Annotated in this window: 16 protein-coding genes; 7 read left to right on the plus strand and 9 right to left on the minus strand. The window is 43.1% G+C overall.

What is annotated here, in order from left to right; all coding sequences use genetic code 11:
- Positions 1–413 precede the first annotated feature (413 nt).
- The 3 genes from DIU38_RS23660 (at position 414) to DIU38_RS23670 (ending at position 3,607) form a co-directional block, all read left to right on the plus strand.
- Positions 414–2,324 carry a hypothetical protein gene (locus DIU38_RS23660; protein ID WP_112657377.1) on the plus strand — a complete coding sequence of 637 codons (1,911 nt, stop codon included), beginning with the start codon at positions 414–416 and terminating at the stop codon, positions 2,322–2,324.
- Between the two features lie 465 nt (positions 2,325–2,789).
- The gene (locus tag DIU38_RS23665) at positions 2,790–3,326 is read left to right on the plus strand and encodes a DUF7003 family protein (protein WP_112657375.1); all 537 of its coding nucleotides are present in this window, start codon (positions 2,790–2,792) and stop codon (positions 3,324–3,326) included.
- 50 nt (positions 3,327–3,376) lie between these two features.
- On the plus strand, positions 3,377–3,607 hold the full coding sequence (locus DIU38_RS23670) for a DUF7003 family protein (protein ID WP_112657373.1): 231 nt from the start codon (positions 3,377–3,379) through the stop codon (positions 3,605–3,607).
- A gap of 131 nt (positions 3,608–3,738) precedes the next feature.
- Here the strand turns inward: DIU38_RS23670 and DIU38_RS23675 are convergent, their stop codons facing one another.
- Together DIU38_RS23675 and DIU38_RS23680 are read right to left on the minus strand one after the other, a co-directional pair.
- Positions 3,739–5,373, minus strand: coding sequence for an ABC-F family ATP-binding cassette domain-containing protein (locus tag DIU38_RS23675; RefSeq protein WP_112657371.1), 1,635 nt, complete (start codon positions 5,371–5,373; stop codon positions 3,739–3,741).
- A gap of 327 nt (positions 5,374–5,700) precedes the next feature.
- On the minus strand, positions 5,701–6,465 hold the full coding sequence (locus tag DIU38_RS23680; RefSeq protein WP_112657369.1) for a DUF4382 domain-containing protein: 765 nt from the start codon (positions 6,463–6,465) through the stop codon (positions 5,701–5,703).
- A 432-nt stretch (positions 6,466–6,897) separates the two neighbouring features.
- Between DIU38_RS23680 and DIU38_RS23685 the strand changes: the two genes are divergently transcribed.
- Positions 6,898–7,938, plus strand: coding sequence for a methyltransferase (locus DIU38_RS23685; protein WP_112657367.1), 1,041 nt, complete (start codon positions 6,898–6,900; stop codon positions 7,936–7,938).
- 58 nt (positions 7,939–7,996) lie between these two features.
- Here DIU38_RS23685 and DIU38_RS23690 read toward each other — a convergent pair whose 3' ends face one another.
- Complete coding sequence (locus DIU38_RS23690; protein WP_112657365.1) at positions 7,997–8,773, minus strand: SDR family oxidoreductase; 777 nt, start codon at positions 8,771–8,773, stop codon at positions 7,997–7,999.
- A gap of 163 nt (positions 8,774–8,936) precedes the next feature.
- On the minus strand, positions 8,937–9,194 hold the full coding sequence (locus DIU38_RS23695) for a hypothetical protein (protein ID WP_112657363.1): 258 nt from the start codon (positions 9,192–9,194) through the stop codon (positions 8,937–8,939).
- A gap of 159 nt (positions 9,195–9,353) precedes the next feature.
- On the opposite strand from DIU38_RS23695, the gene DIU38_RS23700 reads away from it, so the two are divergent.
- Positions 9,354–9,968: a DUF1349 domain-containing protein gene (locus DIU38_RS23700; protein WP_167516259.1), complete on the plus strand. Its 615-nt coding sequence runs from the start codon at positions 9,354–9,356 to the stop codon at positions 9,966–9,968.
- Between the two features lie 244 nt (positions 9,969–10,212).
- On the plus strand, positions 10,213–11,802 hold the full coding sequence (gene abc-f, locus DIU38_RS23705; RefSeq protein ID WP_112657361.1) for a ribosomal protection-like ABC-F family protein: 1,590 nt from the start codon (positions 10,213–10,215) through the stop codon (positions 11,800–11,802).
- Positions 11,803–11,868: 66 nt separating this feature from the next.
- Here abc-f and DIU38_RS34510 read toward each other — a convergent pair whose 3' ends face one another.
- Together DIU38_RS34510 and DIU38_RS23715 are read right to left on the minus strand one after the other, a co-directional pair.
- The gene (locus tag DIU38_RS34510; protein ID WP_167516260.1) at positions 11,869–12,264 is read right to left on the minus strand and encodes a hypothetical protein; all 396 of its coding nucleotides are present in this window, start codon (positions 12,262–12,264) and stop codon (positions 11,869–11,871) included.
- 85 nt (positions 12,265–12,349) lie between these two features.
- A complete protein-coding gene (locus tag DIU38_RS23715) occupies positions 12,350–14,845 on the minus strand; it encodes a DUF559 domain-containing protein (RefSeq protein WP_149354158.1) in 2,496 nt (831 codons plus the stop codon).
- 84 nt (positions 14,846–14,929) lie between these two features.
- Here DIU38_RS23715 and DIU38_RS23720 point away from each other — a divergent pair, with 84 nt between their 5' ends.
- The gene (locus tag DIU38_RS23720; RefSeq protein WP_112657359.1) at positions 14,930–15,598 is read left to right on the plus strand and encodes a hypothetical protein; all 669 of its coding nucleotides are present in this window, start codon (positions 14,930–14,932) and stop codon (positions 15,596–15,598) included.
- A gap of 162 nt (positions 15,599–15,760) precedes the next feature.
- On the opposite strand, the gene DIU38_RS23725 is transcribed toward DIU38_RS23720, so the two are convergent.
- From DIU38_RS23725 to DIU38_RS23735, 3 genes are all read right to left on the minus strand, one after another.
- On the minus strand, positions 15,761–18,622 hold the full coding sequence (locus DIU38_RS23725; protein WP_112657357.1) for a M16 family metallopeptidase: 2,862 nt from the start codon (positions 18,620–18,622) through the stop codon (positions 15,761–15,763).
- A 71-nt stretch (positions 18,623–18,693) separates the two neighbouring features.
- A complete protein-coding gene (locus DIU38_RS23730) occupies positions 18,694–19,239 on the minus strand; it encodes a DUF2059 domain-containing protein (RefSeq protein WP_112657355.1) in 546 nt (181 codons plus the stop codon).
- Position 19,240: 1 nt separating this feature from the next.
- Positions 19,241–20,353 (minus strand): acyltransferase family protein, encoded by a 1,113-nt coding sequence (locus DIU38_RS23735; protein ID WP_112657353.1) that lies wholly within the window; start codon positions 20,351–20,353, stop codon positions 19,241–19,243.
- Positions 20,354–20,505: the final 152 nt, after the last annotated feature.

Consider the following 20,505-nt stretch of genomic DNA (forward strand, 5'->3'; position numbering starts at 1 on the left):
GCATCGAGATCAAACTTATATCAACTGGCCATGTAAGCTCTGATGGTTCGGAAACTGAGGGTGAATAATCCTGTTAGCAGCATTCCCGCTCCGCTGATAACGAACCCCCATCAGCTAATAGCTACGTGGTCTGAAAAGATTTCCATCCATTTATTTTCAGCGTACTATGCTAATTTTTTCCTCAACAGTCACTCAAGTATTTTACACAAAGAAAAATTCCCCGTATAGACAATTTGATGTTTACTGCGCAAATAGATTGCGCACATTCCCTTTTTCTTTGTATCAGGAAATTTGAAAAGCTTAATCATCGGCAGGTTCTTGGTTAACCTTATCTTTATTAATCAATTCCATTCAAGTATAAATGGATTGATAGTCGTTGCTTTGCTTAAAAAATTATAATAAATACAGTTAATATGAATAGGCTCGAACGTGTTATCTTTTTTTCCAAGCGTGATTTAATGGCGCCGCATATGCTGGGCAATGCCGAAAAGTTATTGGATAGAACCCTCGATTTCGGTGGATTAGATCTCAACGACTTGATAGAATTTCATCATATTCAGCGATATTTTGAAATAGAAATGTTTCTGACGCATTGGTCGGTAGAGCAGATTGAGGGGTATAAGGCTAAAGTAGGCCAAGCAATGGCTGCAATAAGATTGTTCCTTTACAATCTATCGGATGAGGAAATGGTTCAGGAAGTCGGAAAGCTGGAGTTTGATAACCGGGAAAGCTTTTGGCTTGTCTTTCGGTATTTCCAATTGCAGAAAAAGGTTGACCGGTCAGTGTTTGAAAAAATTTTATCAACTTATCCTCATCACATACGCCAAATACTTTCCTTACAGGGGCTGGTCGATCATTATAATCATGAAATCCGGTTTTTTTTATTTAATTATGAGGACGCTGCCGAATTGCTATTGTCGCATTATGAACAAAAAAGGGATGGAGACCAAAGCAATTATCATTTTCCGAAAAGCCTAACAGATACGGACAAGGAAATTATTATAACAAACTATATAGAGTCTGAAGACCCAAATCTGAATTTTATTGATCTCGCACGTAACGCCAGGCAACTAAAGCTTTCGCCAAAAGTCCGTTTGGGAGCGAAACGGATTTCTGAAAGGAAACGGGATGAAATATTTAATAGCGAGAATTCGATTCGCATTGGTGTAGCTGCCAGCCTCGATAAAAATCAGGTTGAGCCGCTAATCTACGATGATAAACGTGAGGAACCGACCATCGTTTACGGAGGCCGATATTTCGATTCGTTGGCAACTGAACTGGAACTTTTTAACGTCTTTAGCGACCTCTTTCAATACACAGATGAAGAAGGATTGATTTCGTTGCTAAGCAAGGATTCGGAGATGGATCAGTTGGAGAAGCTTTTCATGCATTCTAAAAATGAGTACCAGCGTGGGATAGTATTTGAACGTAAAAATATGCTTTCATTAGCGCAACTGGGAATCATGACTCATTATTTGACTGATAAAGGTTCCTCAATCGAAGCGATTTTGGAAAGATTTGTACATGTGTTTTTTAGTGATGTTTGTGGCATCAAAGATCTCGTTTTTAAAATGCCAATTCATAGCTTGACACCTGCTGAAAAAATCAAGTCGGCAGCGCCGGAAATTGATTATCTGATCAAGCAATTCAAAAATTTTGTTATTGATGGTGTTATTGATCATGAACTGCTGCAATTGGATTCATCACCGGTGCATTTTAGCGATGTCCCAAGCCTGCTAAAGAAAAAATATGTTTTCTCAAGGAATGACAGAATTCGCGAAATACAGCATTATTTCTTTGATCCTAACAGCATTTTAGCAGATCGAGGAGACATGGAAGACCGACATACGGTGTTTCAAAGGCTGTCCACCCAAAAAACATATAAATCAGAATTTGAAGCCTACCAGCAGCCCCATTTGGAGCGCGCTATCGATCAGGGTTATTTGCACCATGCAGAAAATGATGTTATCGAAATGATCGATCCGGTTATGGTTTTCATAGCAGGAAAACTGCGGAAGAATGGATACATCAGCTATTGGCATATTTCGGCACCGTTTAGGACGGCAATAGATCGTCTGATCAGAGAAGGTTTTTTGGAAACGGCCGATGGTTTATTTAACAAGGAGGAGGTAAGTTATCTGAACTTTTATCTAAATATGAAAGAGTTTAGTAACGCAAAGGATATTAGAAATAAGTATTTACACGGTTCTCACGACCGAAATGCGAAGCGACAGGAATTTGACTACATGTATTTCCTAAGAACAATAATTGTAATATTATTGAAGTTGCGGGATGATTTGACTATGAGTCGTGGTATAATGTAGATCCAAAATCAATTACTTCTATTACTTGGTGAAACAAAAAAGAGCCTTTGCAATAGCAACTTGGCCGTTTTCTGCTTTTGAAGTGACCCCGAAGAGAATCGAACACATCACATTTTTAATCAACGGAATCTAATCCTTTTAAAATACGTTTGGTGATATTTTAAAAATAATCCTTAAATTTGTGTATAACATTTACAGCCAGGGCTTATGAAACACTGGTGAGTTTTTGAAGAAGATATACGCAAAAACAGCGTTTAAAGCATATAGGCCGATGGAGTTCGATTCTCGTCGGGACCACATCCTAAGACAAAAGCCTTTAGACGGAAGTCTCAAGGCTTTTGTCGTTATTGGAACGTTAAAGTAGCTCAGTGATAACACCGAAAGCGAGCAAAAATAATATGAGAAGCTTTAGATGAAAATTCAAAAACTTTCGTAATTCTTACTGAATAAATTAACTTTAGTTTCATGAAACCGATTCTTATCATTGGCTTATTGCCATTCGCTTTATTGTTTTATAACGTGGCTAATAATACTTCTTTTAAAACAAGCTTCACCGAAAAAGAAATACTTACTCAGTTGGATCTTGCCTTTAAAGGTATCCCGAGCGAATATTACCCGGCTGGGAAGAAAGATGATATTAAATACAATTTCTTTTTTGACCTTGAACATGGCTATTTTGCTACAGCGGGTAATCGTATCCATCTTTATGCGGATGCAAGCCGTTGGGCAATTGTTTTTGAAAAAACCGGTTACGCAAACCGTGGTGGTGATGCCGAGATCGAATTGGACTATATAGGAAACTGCATTAATTATCCTATAGATAAATACCCTGAACGGAATTATATTACCAATGCAAGTCGTATAATATTAATTACTGGAGAAGAATACGAGCGAATACAAAACAAAAGCGGGTCGGAAATGGAACAGTTCGAGTTAGTTGATCCAAACGCTAACTATGTTATTGTGAGAGGTCATAAGGTTAAGATAACCCGAAGCGCTTAATAAATTTTGAGGGGTTAGTACGATACCTCAGCGAAACTCACCCCTTAATTATGAATGCAACCGAAGACGATATCAAAGCACATTTGCCAAGTGACCTGCCTGAAATATCGATTATAGATAAGTTTCATTTTGAGAGTGTTTATCAAAAACACATTTTGCCAAGTAACCAGGAAACCTATCAGTTGATTGCAAAAGTGCTTGTAACTGGAAACCCTGGTTTTTGGAAACCGAAAAACAAACCAAACAACCATTGGTCAAACTGGGAGTCGGGAAATTTATGATGGCTCCCTTACATTGCTTTTAAAACTTTCGTTAAGTGTTCAACTAACGTATCGACCACATAAAACAATATTGTAAAAGAAAAGCCTGCAAGTAATTGCAAGCTTTTCTTTTATAGCAAAAATGAACTTCTTTACCCCTGCTCAATCTGCTTCAAACTATCCATCTTTTTATAAGCCAAAAACCCTTTGATATCCTCAAAATGTTCACGAACGCGTTTATTGCCAAACTCGAATACTTTTTGTACCAGTCCGTCAAGGAAATCCCTGTCGTGAGATACGAGGATAAGCGTTCCGTCAAAATCTCTTAAAGCATCTTTGATGATATCCTTGGTTTTCATATCCAAATGATTGGTGGGCTCATCCAGGATCAGTACGTTTACAGGTTCCAGCAGCAGCTTGATCATGGCCAAACGCGTCTTCTCGCCGCCCGAAAGTACCTTAACCTTTTTGGTGGTATCATCGCCGCTGAACATAAATGCACCCAAAAGATCTTTAATTTTTACCGTGCCATCGCTCAAAGGGATCTGATCTATTGTTTCAAATACCGTTAAATTCTCATCTAACAATGCCGCCTGGTTTTGGGCGAAGTACCCGATCTTGGCGTTGTGACCTACTTTTAAACTTCCTTCAAAATCAATCTCGCCCATGATGGCTTTAATCATAGTCGATTTGCCTTCACCGTTTTTACCAACAAAAGCCACTTTTTCGCCCCGCTCAATCACCATGGCTGCCTTTTGGAACACCACATGGTCACCATAGGTTTTTGTCAGGTCTTCAACCATTACCGGGTACTGGCCAGAACGTGGCGATGGTGGAAATTTCAATCGCAATGCCGAAGTATCCACTTCATCTATCTCAATGACTTCAAGCTTTTCGAGCATTTTTACGCGGGATTGTACCTGCAAAGTTTTGGAGTACGTGCCTCTGAACCGGTCTATAAATTCCTGATTATCGGCTATAAAACGCTGTTGTTCTTCGTATGCTTTTAATTGATGTACCCGGCGGTCGGCACGCAGCTGAAGATAATGGGTGTATTTGGCTTTATAATCGTAGATCCGGCCCATGGTTACCTCGATGGTACGGTTGGTGATATTATCAACAAAAGTACGGTCGTGGGAGATAATCATCACCGCCTTAGCCGAGTTTACCAGGAAGTCTTCCAGCCATTGTATACTTTCAATATCCATGTGGTTGGTAGGCTCATCCAGTAATATCAAATCCGGTGTCTTTAACAGAATTTTGGCCAGCTCGATCCGCATGCGCCATCCACCCGAAAACTCGGAAGTTTGGCGGGTGAAATCCTTGCGTTCAAAACCTAATCCCTTCAATACCTTTTCAACCTCTGCATCATAATTCACCTCTTCCTGCGAATAAACTTTTTCGCTCAGCTCCGATACCCGTTCAATCAGCTTCATGTAGTCGTCACTGTCGTAATCGGTACGAATATTAAGTTGCTCATTCACTTCGTCCAGCTCTTTCTGCATCTGATTAGCCTCGTCAAAAGCTTTCATCGTTTCTTCAAAAACGGTAACGTTATCCTGGGTAAGCAAATGTTGCGGCAAATAAGCTATTACCGCATCCTTTGGTCCGGTTACATTGCCGGTAGTAGGTTTGGCCGCACCGGCGATGATCTTGAGGATGGTCGACTTGCCTGCGCCATTCTTACCCATCAGGGCTATCTTATCGTTCTCATTGATAGAGAAGGTTACGTCGCTAAATAAGGTGGTTCCGCCAAATGAAACGGAAATGTTGTTGACATTAATCACTGTATGCTAATATTGAATTGCGCGCAAAGATAAGCGAAAGACATAGAATTATGGCAGGAAGTATGAAGAGGCACTATCGGACCGCGTTTGACTATACCGATGTTGAAGATTTGCAGCCCACCTATCTCAAAAAAATGAATAGCAAATAGCCTAATTTAGGAAACACTGCAAGCTATGAGCTTAGAAATATCCTCACTGAGGCCAAATTTCAACTAAAAAGCCTTTAATCTGAAGATCAAAGGCTTTTTACTGATATAGGTTAACGGTGCGGAGATCATCTAACCATCCGCTGAATCTCCGCTGTTTCCTTTTAATAGTAAACCAGGGTTACTGGGTAATATTCACCGTTCCCATATCAGTGACGGTGCCGTTTGTTACCGAAATGTTAGTTACTGTTTTGATGGCATAAGGGCTAACCGGCACAAATTTCACCTGGTAACTGCCTGCTGCGAGGCCAGGAAAATAATATTTACCGGTGGCATCTGTAGTTGAGCCAATGGTGTCGGCACCCGTAATAGCATATACCTTCGGTGAGGATGCGGCGGGACTAACTACACCGGTCAGCGCACCCGAAGCGGCAGTGGCAATTGCGCGGATCACTGGTTTGAGGATGTACTTGCCGTTACCGGTAAATACAACGGATTGCGCGGCGTCGAAGTCCAAACGCATAGTATAAGCGATACCGGCGGTAAGCTTATCATGAACGTTCAGCTTCACGCCGGAGGTCTGGCCGCTTGGCGTGGTCAGGTCATATGATACTCCGGCTACAATCACGCGGTTGCCGCTGTCGTTCAACACCAGGCGCACCTGCTGAATAGTCCCTGCGGGGATATCCTGGTCGGCCAGCACAGTATCACGGCCCGAACGGAAACGCAGGATATCAACCGCGCCTCCATCCACGTTGAGCGTTTGTTCACCCTTATCGGTTACAATGATCACACTTTTGATATTCAGGATTACGGCATCAAAAGCGCCGGGGGCATCGGTCATCTTCACGGTCACGTGGGCGGTACTCCCGTTATTGGTACTATCCTTTTTACAGGAAAAGAGCATAAGGCTTAGGGCTGCAGTAAATAAAAATAGCTTTTTCATGATTTAAAAAGTTTGTTTATTGAGGGAACAAATCCGCCTATTTTTTGTGTCAATGTGACGATGAATGAGGTGATTGTGTCGACGAATAGCCGAGGAATAGTTTTTCACCGATGCATCATTCCCTTTTGTCGCAAGCCCTGCTCAAATCAGTCGTACCTTCATCCGTAGTGGCACTCCAAATACTGATATCATTTTAAGCAATAAAGGCATGGCTTGTAGCAAAATTCATTCTTTCGAAGAAATTATCATGCCTTGCCTCCATTTGGGCCGAACAGAAAAAGGTATAATCAATTAACATAAATACATTCTTCATAATTATCAATCCCCCTTTCTTTTTAAATTAAATACCTGTATTTTAGATAATTAATTTCTCCCGCCCGGGTAGAATTCGCCGAAAGGCATCACCAGTTTTAAACCGATAATTACTAAAAAATGGAACAGCAACCTAACCAGCCATCACCCGAAAACATTATGAAAATTGGCACCGGCTTTTGGCCTTCAAAAATCCTCTTAACCGCCGTAAATTTTCAATTGTTCACCCGGCTTGCCGAAAAGAAAACCATGAAAGCCAACGATATCAAAAACATTTTAGGGCTTAAATGTACCGACAGGAATGTTTACGATTTTTTAGATGCGTTAACCATTTTTGGTTGTTTAAAGCGTGAAGGTATTTTGGATACCGCTATCTATTCAAATACGCCGGACACAGATACATTTTTAGATAAAAATAAGCCATCATACATTGGCGGCATCCTTGAAATGATGAATAATCGTTTATATGCATTTTGGGGTAGCCTGGGCGAAGGGTTGCTTACCGGACTTCCGCAAAACGAAATAAAAAAAAGCGAGGATTTTTTTGGCTTAATATATTCAGATCCTGAAAAATTGAAAGGGTTTATTAATGCAATGAGTGGCATTCAAATGGGGAACTTTATGGCCTTTGCTCAAAAATTTGATTTTACCCAATATAAAACGCTGATTGATGTAGGCGGTTCGGCCGGGCTGCTTTCATTGATGGTTGCCAGGCATAATGCCCATATGCGTTGCACCAGTTTTGACCTGCCGCCGGTTGAGCCTGTTGCAAACGCAACTATACAACAATTCGGGCTATCCGACCAGGTAAAAACAGCAAGCGGCGACTTCTTCACTATGCCGATACCCAATGCTGATGTTGTTGTAATGGGAAATATCCTGCATGATTGGGACGAGGAAAATAAAATATCATTAATGAAAAAAGCTTATGACGCGCTCCCCGCCAACGGGGCATTTGTAGCTATCGAAAACATAATAGATGATGAGCGAAAGCAAAATGTTTTTGGAATGATGATGAGTTTGAATATGCTTATTGAAACAGGTACCGGATTTGATTACACATTTGCCGACTTTAACGGGTGGGCAAATATTGCCGGGTTTAAATCAACTTCAATCATTCCATTAACGGGGCCATCAAGCGCGGCAATTGCATACAAGTAGATCAGAGGTTCGATGTTGCTGAGAGTGAGAGAATTACAGGCAACAAGTTCAAATCTTATTAAAAAATAGCGCGGCTGGCGCCTCCGTCTACCTGTATGGTTGTCCCGCTGATGTATGCCGCCTGGGCAGATGAAAGGAATGCTACCAGGGCTGCAAACTCTTCCGGCTTACCAATGCGTTTGAGTGGAATGCTTTTAGCTTTTTCCTTAATTGCCTCTTCGGGGTCCACGTCCCGGGGCAGTGTGTGCCTGATCCGATCTGTCAAAATAAGGCCCGGCGCAATGTTATTGACGGTAATTCCATAAACGCCTAATTCGTCGGCAAGCATTTTGGCCGTACCAACTACGCCCATACGCATCGCGGTAGACAGCACCGAGTTGGTCAATACAGACTTGACCGAACCGCTAACGATATTGATAATACGGCCGCTGCCTGCCGTTTTCATGAACGGCAATACCAACCGGGATGTGCGAACGAAACTGAGCATATTTTGTTCATAAGCCTGTTGCCATTGAATGTCGTCAAAGCTCTCAAACTTTCCGAAAGGTGGCCCGCCGGCGTTATTAACCAATATATCTATCCGTCCGTATAGGCTGCCCGCCCCATTTATAAACGAAGTCAATTGCCCGCTATTGCTAACGTCTACCGGGAAGCAGGACACTTCATTGCCCGTTTTTGAGCTGATTTCTTCTGCGGCCTCGTTAAGTTCTGCCGCGTTCCGGGAACCGATGATGACTTTCGCGCCTTCTGCTGATAAAGCCATTGCCGAGGCTTTTCCTAATCCTTTACTTGCAGCCAGCACTACAGCTACCTTTTGATCTAATCCGAGGTTCATAAGCAAATCTTTTAAGAGGCGAATCTCCTGAATTTTTAGCTATAAGGACTGCTGTTCTAAAAAATTGACGATTAGCCCACAGTCAAACAACTATTCAGTTTTTTTGCGAAAGATTACAAATACTCGATGTGGTTATTACTTTGATTTGGGGCTGATTTTTCTTTCACCTGTTCGCCCTGCTCAGTTTCCTTCTAAACCTTGAAGCCAGGGATTCCAAATCGCGTTTCTCAATGTCTTCAGGCTTATGGAACTGGGATAAAACAAGGGCCCTTGAAAGTTGAATAGTACCGTTGGCGGTTTTTACAAGAACGTTGTCTCCGCGTTCTGAATGATTTTTATAATTTCCGATTTGAGGATCGATACCGGCAAGGCGCATCAATAATTCAACTATAGCATAAAGTGGCAGTTTGTTCTTCGACATACATTTTGCTTATGTTGTTTAATACTAAGTTAAGCATATTTTAACAATTAGTAAATACCCCCCCTCTGACGTTATCAAGCCTGGTATGATCCGGGCCGATCGAGCAAAAGTTTATAAACTAAAACGACCTTCATTCTTTATTATCATAAATTTACCTCTATGAAAAAACTAACCTTTTTAACCTTATTTGCCCTGCTCAGCAAATTTGGTTTCGCACAAAACTTAAACAGTATGCAGTGGTACAGTAAACCTCAAAAATCATTAATAGAAGGCAGTACGTTACACATGACCGTTGACCCCGCAACCGATTACTGGCGGGTAACGCATTATGGCTTTATAAGGGATAACGGTCCATTTTATTTTACCGAACAGGAAGGTGATTTTGAAGCCAGCGTAAAAATTACCGGGGCCTACAAAGAGCTGTTTCACCAGGCCGGGTTAATGGTAAGGATAGATAACAAAAACTGGATCAAAACCGGAATTGAATATGTTGACGGCGTACAAAACGTAAGCGCAGTGGTTACCCGCGAAGTTTCAGACTGGTCTGTAGTGCCAAGGCATGATAGTCCCAAATCGGTTTGGCTGAAACTGCTGCGCAAAGGCGATTTCGTAGAGATCAAATATTCGTTCGACGGTGAAAAATATGACATGCTCCGCCTGGCTTACTTTCCGCCCAATGCAAAAGCGATGATAGGCATGGTAGCGGCAGCACCCGGCAAACAAAGCTTTGACGTAAAGTTTGAAGATTTTAAGGTGTTGAAGATCGGCAAATAATTTTGTCGGAGGATTGATATAGAACTAAGCCTTTGAACTGAAGTTTGAAGGCTTTTTTGTTTTAAACCGATTCTGGTGGAAAGAGGAATGAATATCGCTTTCATTACATTTCCACCATTTTTATTATTTTTGCCCCGGTAAACAGCCAATCCCTCTATGTGATAAATAATTTCTTTCAGGACAAATAAACAGCGCCGTTGCCACAACGCCCCTGCAATTATTCACCTTTTTAAAGAAAGAAATTATGCTTATTCTGCACGATATCACTTATATACACCCTAACCGCGATCTTTTATTTGCCGGTATAGATCTCGTAGTTAATAAAAACGATAAAATAGCCCTCATAGGCAACAACGGCACCGGTAAATCAACCCTGCTTAAAATATTGGCCGGAAACTTACAGCCCGCAAGCGGCGTAGTAAAAACCGGTTCGAAACCATATTATGTGCCCCAGATTTTTGGACAGTACAATGCATTTAGCGTTGCCGAAGCCCTGCAAATAGCCGATAAACTAAATGCCTTAAAACAGATCCTTGAAGGCAATGTTACCGACGAAAATATGACCCTGCTCAATGACGACTGGGCTATTGAGGAACGCTGCCAGGAAGCGTTTGTACATTGGCAGCTTAAGGATATTGATTTGTCGCAAAAAATGGACACGCTTAGCGGCGGGCAAAAAACAAAAGTATTTTTAGCAGGCATCGCCATTCATCGCCCCGAAATAGTTTTGCTGGATGAGCCGAGCAACCACTTGGATAACACAAGCCGGGAACTGTTGTATAATTATATCCAATCAACCAATAATACACTGATGGTGGTTAGTCACGACCGTACCTTACTCAACTTACTTAATACGGTTTGCGAACTTAGCAAGCGGGGCATAACCGTTTACGGCGGAGATTACGATTTTTATGCCGAACAAAAAATGACGGAGAGCGATGCCCTGGACCAGGATGTAAGAAACAGGGAAAAAGCACTCCGCAAGGCTAAGGAAACAGAAAGGGAATCAGTTGAACGACAGCAAAAGCTGGACGCCCGTGGTAAAAAGAAACAGGAAAAAGCCGGTGTGCCCACTATCATGATGAAAACGCTTAAAAACAGCGCCGAAAAAAGCACCTCGAAGATGAAGGGTATCCATGCCGAAAAAACTGATGCTATCGCACAGGAACTAAGCCAGCTGCGTACACGGTTGCCGGATATTGATAAAATGAAGATGGGCTTTGACAATTCGGCACTTCATAAAGGGAAGGTACTGATTACCGCTAAGGACCTCAACTTTGGATATGGAGATCAGGAGCTTTGGAACCCGCCGTTAAGTTTTCAAATCACCAGCGGCGAAAGGCTGGTGATCAAAGGGGCAAATGGCTCGGGCAAAACAACGCTGATAAAGATGCTGCTGGGCTCACTGAAACCACAATCGGGCACAATTGAACGCGCGGCGGTTAAAGCCATTTATATCGACCAGGATTATTCACTCATCAATAACAAGCTCAGTGTTTATGAACAGGCAGAAGAATATAATTCGGGCGTATTGCAGGAACATGACATCAAAATTCGCCTCAACAGGTTTTTGTTTACTAAGGAGTATTGGGCTAAGCCATGCAGCGCCCTGAGCGGCGGCGAAAAAATGCGGCTGATGCTCTGTTCGTTAACCATCAGCAACCAGGCACCAGATATGATCATCCTGGATGAGCCCACCAATAACCTCGATATTCAAAACATCGAAATTTTAACAGCAGCTATTAACGATTACCAGGGAACGCTCATCGTTGTATCGCACGATGAATATTTTTTAAAGGAGATAAACGTAGAACAGGAGATTTTGATAAGGTAAAAAGATAGAAAAAAAGGGGCCACCGTTTGCTTTGCATACAGCTGGCCTCTTTTGTTTTTCATTTATTTAAAACCCCTTCTTCCTTGTGATCCCCGGCTTTCTGCTTTTCCGCTCTGCAGGTTCGGGAACACCTTCGGCGCCGTAGCTGCGGGCCATTTTGGCTATGCGCTCTTCCATGGTCTCGGTAGTCAGTTTTTCCCGGCCAAGACTGTCAACCATGATCGGAAAGGCAAAAGGTGTTGGTCGCTCAATCACTTTCAAAATGATATTTTGTGTTTGGATCCGTTGCAAAGCAGCCCTTAGCCTGAACTCTTCTAATTGAAAGGCCAAAGCCTCGTTATAGGCCTGGCGTACCAGTAAGTTATCCGGCTCATACTCGCTGAAGACTTCAAACAACAATGAAGTTGATGCCTGCAAATGCTTGTTCTTAACCTGCTGACCGGGATAACCCGTGAAAACCAAGCCACCGATATGTGCTATATCCTGAAACGGCGGCGGGCCATTTCATTAGCATTTAAGCTGTGCTGGATATCATCTATCAGGTTATCTATCGAAAAAAAGCCGGTATCTTCAAGCGCCTCTTCAATGGGATATCTTCGTCGGTAAGCAATTCAAAACCGTAATCATTCATGGCGATAGAAAAACTTGCAGGCCTTATTTTACTGATGCGATAAGCCAGCAGCGATGCCATACCTTCGTGAACCAACCGTCCCTCAAAAGGGTAAAACAGCAAGTGGTGCCCCTCTTTTGATTTAAATGATTCGATCAAAAACTCATGGCTTTGCGGCAGATGTGATAATTGCTGCTGCAAATCAAAAAGCGGTTTTAAAGCTTTAACTTCTACATCTTCTTCGATGCCATGCGCCACCTCATCCAGCTTAAGCCTGAATACGGCTGCCAGTTGTGACGACAGCGGCATCCGCCCCCCGTTCCAACTCGGGATGATGCCTTTGGTTGAGTTGGATTTTTTAACGTAGGCTGTCATTTCTTTCACCCGTACAAACTCCAAACTCCGGCCTGCAAACCAAAAGGTATTCCCGGGTTTTAACTTCGATACAAAGGACTCTTCAATAGTACCCAGACTACCACCGCTGAGCCATTTTACGCGGATGCTTAATTCACTGGTAATGGTGCCAATACTCAGCCGGTGGCGCATGGCTACTCTGCGGCTATTTACTTTATACAATCCGTTTTCAACCTCAACTTTTAAAAATTCATCATACTGGGCAAGTGTTTTACCGCCGCTGGTAATAAAATCAAGTAATTGCCCAAATTCGTTCCTGCTCAAATCGGCAAAGGCATAAGTGGTTTTAACCTCCTTAAAAAGTTCGTCGGCGTAAAAACCATCTGACACGGCCAGTGTCACCATGTACTGGATCAGCACATCCATGGTAAGCAGCATCGGATCGCGGCTTTCAAAAATCTTATCCTTAATAGCTTCCTTCAGCGCCGCGCCCTCCAATAACTCGAGCGAGTGCGTGGGTACAAAATAAGCCAGAGATGTCGCTCCCGGATGGTGCCCGCTTCGCCCTGCGCGTTGCATAAAACGGGCAACACCTTTGGGACTGCCAACCTGTACAACGGTATCTACAGGGCGAAAATCAACCCCCAGGTCCAAACTTGAGGTACACACCACCAGTTTAAGGGCTTCGGCATGCAGGGCGGCTTCCACCCAGTTGCGTAGCTCGTTATCCAATGAGCCATGGTGCATAGCCATGATGCCTGCATATTCCGGGTAATTATCCAAAATGGCATGGTACCAGATCTCCGATTGAGAACGGGTATTGGTAAATATCAGTGTGGTTTTACTTTTGGCAACTATCTCCATCACCTCGGGCAGCAGCTTTAAACCGATATGCCCAGCCCAGGAGTAATTCTCAATATTCTGTGGAATAATAGACCGGATATCCAGCTTCTTCTCCAGGTTAGCGCGCACCATTTTAACCTGTTCCGACGGAAAATCATTCCCTAATAAAACTTCGGCGGCCTGTTCAAGATTACCGATAGTTGCGGAGATGCCCCAGATTTTCACCCCACCCCAACCCTCCCCGAGGGGGAGGGAGCTTTTTTCTAAATATTGCTTAATGGAATCAATTACCTTTTCAGGATTTTGCAACACTTCATCATTAGTATATCTCAGCACGGTATATCCCTGTGAATTTAAATATGCTGTCCTTTCTTCGTCTAAATGTTGTTGTTCTATGCTGTTATGATATCCTCCATCAACCTCAACAATCAATTTCTTCTCAAGGCAGATAAAATCTGGTATATAATTCAACACAAGATGTTGCCTTCTGAATTTATATCCCGTCCTTTTACCTCTCAATAATTGCCACAAAATATTTTCAGCTTCGGTAGGTTGATGACGCATAAACTTTGCATTATCAATATTTGCCTGCCAGCTCAAAGCATCGGTTGTATGATAGCCGGGATATTTTTCTTTTACTTTAGTATCTAACTTTTCGACTCCCTCTCCTTTGGAGAGGGTTGGGGTGAGGTGCTTTAATCTGGACAAACCCAGCTCCACCTGCACTCCCCTCTTCGTGCCCAACAACTCATGCCATTCATCAATTACAACTACCTGCAGCTGACTGAACAGTTTAGGATATTCCTTTTGGGCAAGCATGAGGTGCAAGCTTTCCGGCGTGGTGAGCAGCACTTCGGGCAGCTTTTTTTTGAGGGCCTGTTTTTCGGCAGCGGGGGTATCCCCGGTTCGGGTAGCTATGCGCCATGGTAAACCTATCTCATCGCAGGCTTCCTGCATGGCTTTGCGGATATCGTTGGTAAGCGCCCGTAATGGGGTTATCCAAAGCATCAGCAAGCCATTATTTTGTTTTGTTTTATAGGTATCGGGATGTGTGTTGATGAACCCCGCTAAAAAAGGCAGGAACAGGGCAAAAGTTTTACCGCTGCCAGTAGGAGCATTCAACAAGCCTGAATAGCCGCCAAGGTACGCCTCCATCATTTCTTCCTGGAAAGTGAACTGCTCCCAGTTTTTTTCCGTGTACCATTGCTGTATAACCTGTTGGCCGATGCTTGTCATTATCCTGTTAACAAAAATTTTGTTGTTTGGTTATAGGTGAACCAAACATGCCAACAAAATAACTATTAAATTGGTTATACTCTTATGATCAGAAATAGCTTAATAATTATCTCGATCGCCATATGCCTTTTAGCCTGTGGCAATAACACAAAAAAAGAAACAACTTTAGCCGATACCAATAAATTACCTGAAGATACCGAGGGGCAGCATCTCCCGGATAAAAACGACACCACCATTCATCATACTATGGCATCGGATACCGGCACCGCCAATGTCCCCGAATCCGACTGGCTGATAACTCCCGGCAAAAGCATCGGGCATATTATTTTAAATGACGATGTTCAAAATGTGATAAAGCAATTGGGCAAGCCTGATAGCTCTGACGCGGCCATGGGCAGTTCATTGATGGTCTGGTTTGCCAAACATGATATTACCCGTTACCGTACCGCTGTTTTTTCGCACCGTAACATGGGCGGTAAGGATGAATCAATAGGTCACATACAAAAGATCCTCATAACATCGCCGCGGTTTAAAACCGGTGAGGGCGTAGGTGTAGGTTCAACCAAACAGGATATTAAAAAATATTATGCATTAAAGTCAACCTCTACCTATACCAACAATGGCGATAAGGTGCAGATTTACACCGATCCGGGTAAAGGGATTTCTTTTGAAATAGATAGCAGCGGCCGTTGCGTTGGCGTGGTAGTACATAAAGCCAATGATACTGCAGTGGCTTATTTGAATATGCATTGAATATTTTCGACGTAGAGACGCATTATTGCGACTCCGGCATGCAGATCACCACATTAAGCAAAGCCGCTTGTCCTGCGGAAGACGCAAATGTGATGCGTCTCTACAAAAAAAGAAGGCCTTCCCGTTTTGGGAAGGCCTTTTTTATTATGATATCGACTATCCTTATTTCTTTTCGGGCATCAATATCAATTTAATCAAATTCTTACCGCTAAGGTATTTATTGGCGGCGTCTTTAGTGCTTTGAGGGGTTATTTGTTCAAGGCTGCTTACATGCCCCAGGATTTGGTCCGGGTTTTCGCCGTTTTGCGATGTAGAGGCAAGATATCCCGCCCAGAAAACATTTTGTTTAAGCTGCTGCTGGGTTGAACGGGCTTCTTCGGCAACAAATTTCTGGATATCTACCGGTAAGGCGCCGTTCTGTTTAATTTTGGCTATCTCTTCCATGGTAGCGTTGATCAGCTTATCCACATTTTCGGGTGCGCAACCAAAAGATATGGTAAAAGTGTAACGGCCTCCCGGAATTTTATGGTAGCCGGCCCTTACCCCGGGAGCATATACACCGCTTTCCTGCTCACGTAACCGTTCAATCAGTTTAATGTTCAATACTTCATCCAGCGCATCTACCTGTATATTGTTAGCTTCATTGTAATCATAATCGCCGCTAAAAACCAATTGTACTGTGCTTTTTTCACCTACCCCTTTATTCACCGTTTTGGTGATCAAACCTGCAGGCGGCTCAATATTCATGTTTTTATAAGTTTCCTTGCTGTTGGTTGAGGGCAAACCGCCAAGGTAATGCTCAAGGTATGGCTTAATTGTTTCCACGTTAAAATTACCCACCAGTGTAAAGGTAAAACCACTGGCATCGGCAAAGCGTTTTTTGTAAAAATCGTAAGCTTTATCAAGTGTTGCCGCATTTAACCTTGGTAAGGTAGTTACCATACCACGGAAATTATAGTTACTTAATACAGCCGATACCGTATCCTGGTAAACACTTCCGGGATCAAGCCCGCGGGTACTCAATACCGACCTGGTTTGATCGATGTTGGCATCCCAAATGTCTTTGTCTTTACGGGGCTGGGTAAAGTACAGGTAAATCAGTTGAAGGGCTGTTTCAAAATCGGCCGGGGAAGTATTTCCCGAAATACCCTGTGCAAACTCACTGATATACGGCGAAATACTCAGGTTTTTGCCAGCCAGCTTTTTATCAAGCATGCCCTGGTTAAACTGCGCTATACCGCTACCGCTGATAATAGATGAGGCCAGGTTTGCCGACGTAAATTCATCGTCACTTGCCAGTGATGTACCGCCAAAAGCGTAACCGTTTATCAGGATCTGATCGTTACGGTATTCAGTAGGTTTTAAGATCACTTTTAAACCGTTGCCTAAAGTAAGCGTGGTTGTACCAAGGGCCTCATCTGTTTCTTCTTTGGCAACTTTAGTACCTTCAGGAACTTTGGCCAGCAGCGGGTCACTTGATACATTATCAATATAGGCAGTTACATTTTGGCCGCCTGTTGCAATCCAGTTCAGTAAGGTTTTTTCATCGGGCAAATTGGCTTTTTCTTTATCCGGGGCTTGTACTACCACCACACGGTTTTGATCGCTGATAAATTTACCTGCCATGGCATTCATATCGGCCAAGCTTACTTTATAGATATTGCCTATATAAAAATTGTACTCATAGCTGATACCCGGGATAGCTTCGCCGGTTAAAAAGTTAGCCTGGTATTCACGTACAAAATTTGCCGAAGGGGTTTTATCCCTCTCCCGGTAAGCATTACCAATACCAACCAGCGCATCCTGCTTGGCGCGTTCCAGCTCGGTAAGGGTAAAACCAAATTTGCGGGCGCGTTCAGATTCAGCCACTACGGCTTTAACCGCTTTTTCAAGTTCGCCGGGCTTGGCGACAACCAGTGAAGTGTAAGCATCCTGGTCGCCGATAAAATTACCATAGCTGGTACGGCCATATAAAAACGGCGGATTAGGTTTTTGCAGCAACTCGTTTATGCGCGAATTAAGCATCTGGTTAAACAACTGCACCCTTACCTGCTGCATGTAATCGCCGGTAGTTTTAGTAACCGTGCCGGGATGTTTTACAATGATCTGTGCAACAGTGTATGGATACTCCGGATCCGTAACAATTTTTACCGCGGTACCCGGTGTTGCAGGTACGGAATATTTTGTCCTCGGCTTTTCGGCGGCCGGGTTTTTAAGCTGTGAAAAGTTTTGTTTAATGAGCGCCTCAACACGTTTTGGGTCAAAATCGCCCACGGCAACAACAGCCTGCAAATCGGGGCGGTACCAATCCTGGTAAAAAGCTTTGATGGTTTCCGGCTTAAAGTTTTTCAGGATGTCTTCTTTACCTATAGGCAAGCGCAACGCGTACCTTGAGTTATTAAGCAACACGGGCAATGTTTGCTGTTGCAGGCGTTCCTGGGCATTTTTGCCACGAAGACGTTCTTCTTCCAAAACAACGCCGCGTTCTTTATCAATTTCGGCAGGATCAAAACTTACATACCCGGCCCAGTTAGCCAGTATATTAAAGCCTTTTTCAAACACGTTGACGGTATCAGTTGGCAGAGGTAATTGATATACGGTTTCGTTAAACGAGGTGTATGCGTTTAAATCGGCGCCAAATTTTACGCCTGCTTTTTGCAGGTAGTCAACCATCTGGTTTTTTGGAAAATCGCGTGTCCCATTAAAAGCCATGTGCTCGGTAAAGTGGGCCAGGCCCTGCTGATCGTCATTTTCCAAAACCGAACCGGCTTTATTAACCAGGTAAAGTTCGGCCCTGCTTTTAGGCTCAACATTGGCACGGATATAATAAGTTAAGCCATTGGGTAATTTACCAATGATCACATCCTTGTCAACCGGTAATATATCGCTCTTGGCAGCAATGGCCTGGGTGCCCGGTTTATTTTTAGGCGACGGAACAGGTTTCTTTTTTACTTGTGCAAAAGCACTTCCGCCCGAAAGTGTTAAAGCCAATAGGGCCAGCGGAACGTATTTGTTCAGGTTCATTATAAAGTTTAAATAGTCAGGGTACTAAGATGCAAAACGAAAATCTTAGTTACAAAGTATTGTTATGAAAATTAATGTTTTGTAGTTGATTTTGAGGCCGGCTTTTCAGCCGGAGCCTGATTAGCCGGAGCCCGGTTAGAAGAGCCAAAAGCATCCTGCATCATTTGTGTTAGCTCATCTTTATGTTCTGCAACGGCATTCTGGCCAACCATCATCCCCCTTTGCATTAACGCAGGCAATTTTGAGCTTACTTTTTGCCCTATCGGTGAGCTATAAAACACAGAAATCTGATTAAGTTCATCTTCAGTAAATTCTTCAGCATAAATAGCCGCCATTTTATCCTTAAGCAAATTCCACGTAAAGTATTTGTTCATAAAGGTTTTCATCACATCAATGAATTTGGCACGCTGCTCTGCAGGCATTTGACTACTTGAAGTGCTAATGATATTATCCATCATTCCGCCAAACTGTTTATCTATACCAATAGAAATTAACAATTGCTCAGCGGACTTTAAATGTGATTGGGTAATAGTTTGAGTGGTTGTTTGCGCTTTTAAGCTTGAAAAAGAAAACAGGATGATTCCTGTTAATGCGATAAGTTTAAGTTTTAGGTTCATATTAAATTTTGATAAAGATCTTTTTGATGTAGAGCACCCACATCACTACCCATAAAATGAGCACCGTAAATATAGCGCTAATCAGCGAAGCATTTACAGGTGAAAAATAAGGAGCAAAAAAAGTTTGATAAATAGATGAGCCGTTTATTTTAATCATCCCCATATAATGCGGAATAAAGCCCGACAGCACATAAGCTGTTATGGCATTTGCACCAAATACCACAAAGGGATAAGTAAAGCGTTTGTACCCTTGTATGTCAATAAGCCAGTAGCATAAAGCCAGCCCAATGGTTGCCAGGCCTCCGGTATAAAGCACAAAGGAACTTGTCCACAAGGCTTTGTTAATAGGAAAAAACAAATCCCAGAACAAGCCTGCCATAACCGCGATTATTCCGTAAACAAACATCCAGTTAGTTTTGATGTTATCATCGCGGTCCCTACGTTTTAGCCAGCTGCCCACCCTAATACCAAATAGGGCTGTGGCAACGGCGGGAATAGTTCCCAGCAAACCTTCCGGGTCCCAGGTATGCGATTCGCGCCAGAGGTGATCAGGCGTAAATACCAGCCTGTCTATCCAGGCTCCCATATTGGTTTCGGGTTCGAGATTGGCATAGCCTACACCCGGTACGGGGATAAAGGTCATGATGATAAAATAACCTATAAGTGCGATGGCAAAAATCCAGTCGCGTGTTTTTTGTGATGTCTTGAGATAAAGCACCGTGCTGATGAAATATACCAGGGCTATGCGCGGCAACACACCTGGCAAACGTAAATGAGCCAGCCCGGTATCGGGGCGAAAGATCAGTTGAGTTATCCAAGGGATCAGCAGCAGGATCACGGTACGGCGCAGCGCCTTCAGGATGAGTTTACTATGCGATACCGTAGCCTTTTTACTTTCCATGGCATATATAACCGATACGCCAACCATAAACAAAAAGAAAGGAAAAACCAGGTCGGTAGGTGTACAACCGTTCCATTTAGAATGTTCAAGCGGTGCATAGATATGCCCCCAATCACCGGGATCATTAACGAGGATCATCATGGCGATGGTAATGCCCCGGAACACATCAAGAGAAAGAAGGCGTTTGGGTTTTTCGGTTATAGCTGAGGTCATAGGCTTACGATCAGATTCTAAGTTCCCCTCTTGAGAGGGGGTGCGTCGGGTTTGTGCATTGGCAGGGGTGTGTTCGTCGCTTGATGAGGAACACACCCCTCCGCCCCTCTCAAGAGGGGAGTCGCACAAGGCCATTGCTTATATCGTCCCAA

It is taken from the genome of Mucilaginibacter metallidurans (genome assembly GCF_003286435.2).
Taxonomy (GTDB): domain Bacteria; phylum Bacteroidota; class Bacteroidia; order Sphingobacteriales; family Sphingobacteriaceae; genus Mucilaginibacter; species Mucilaginibacter gossypii.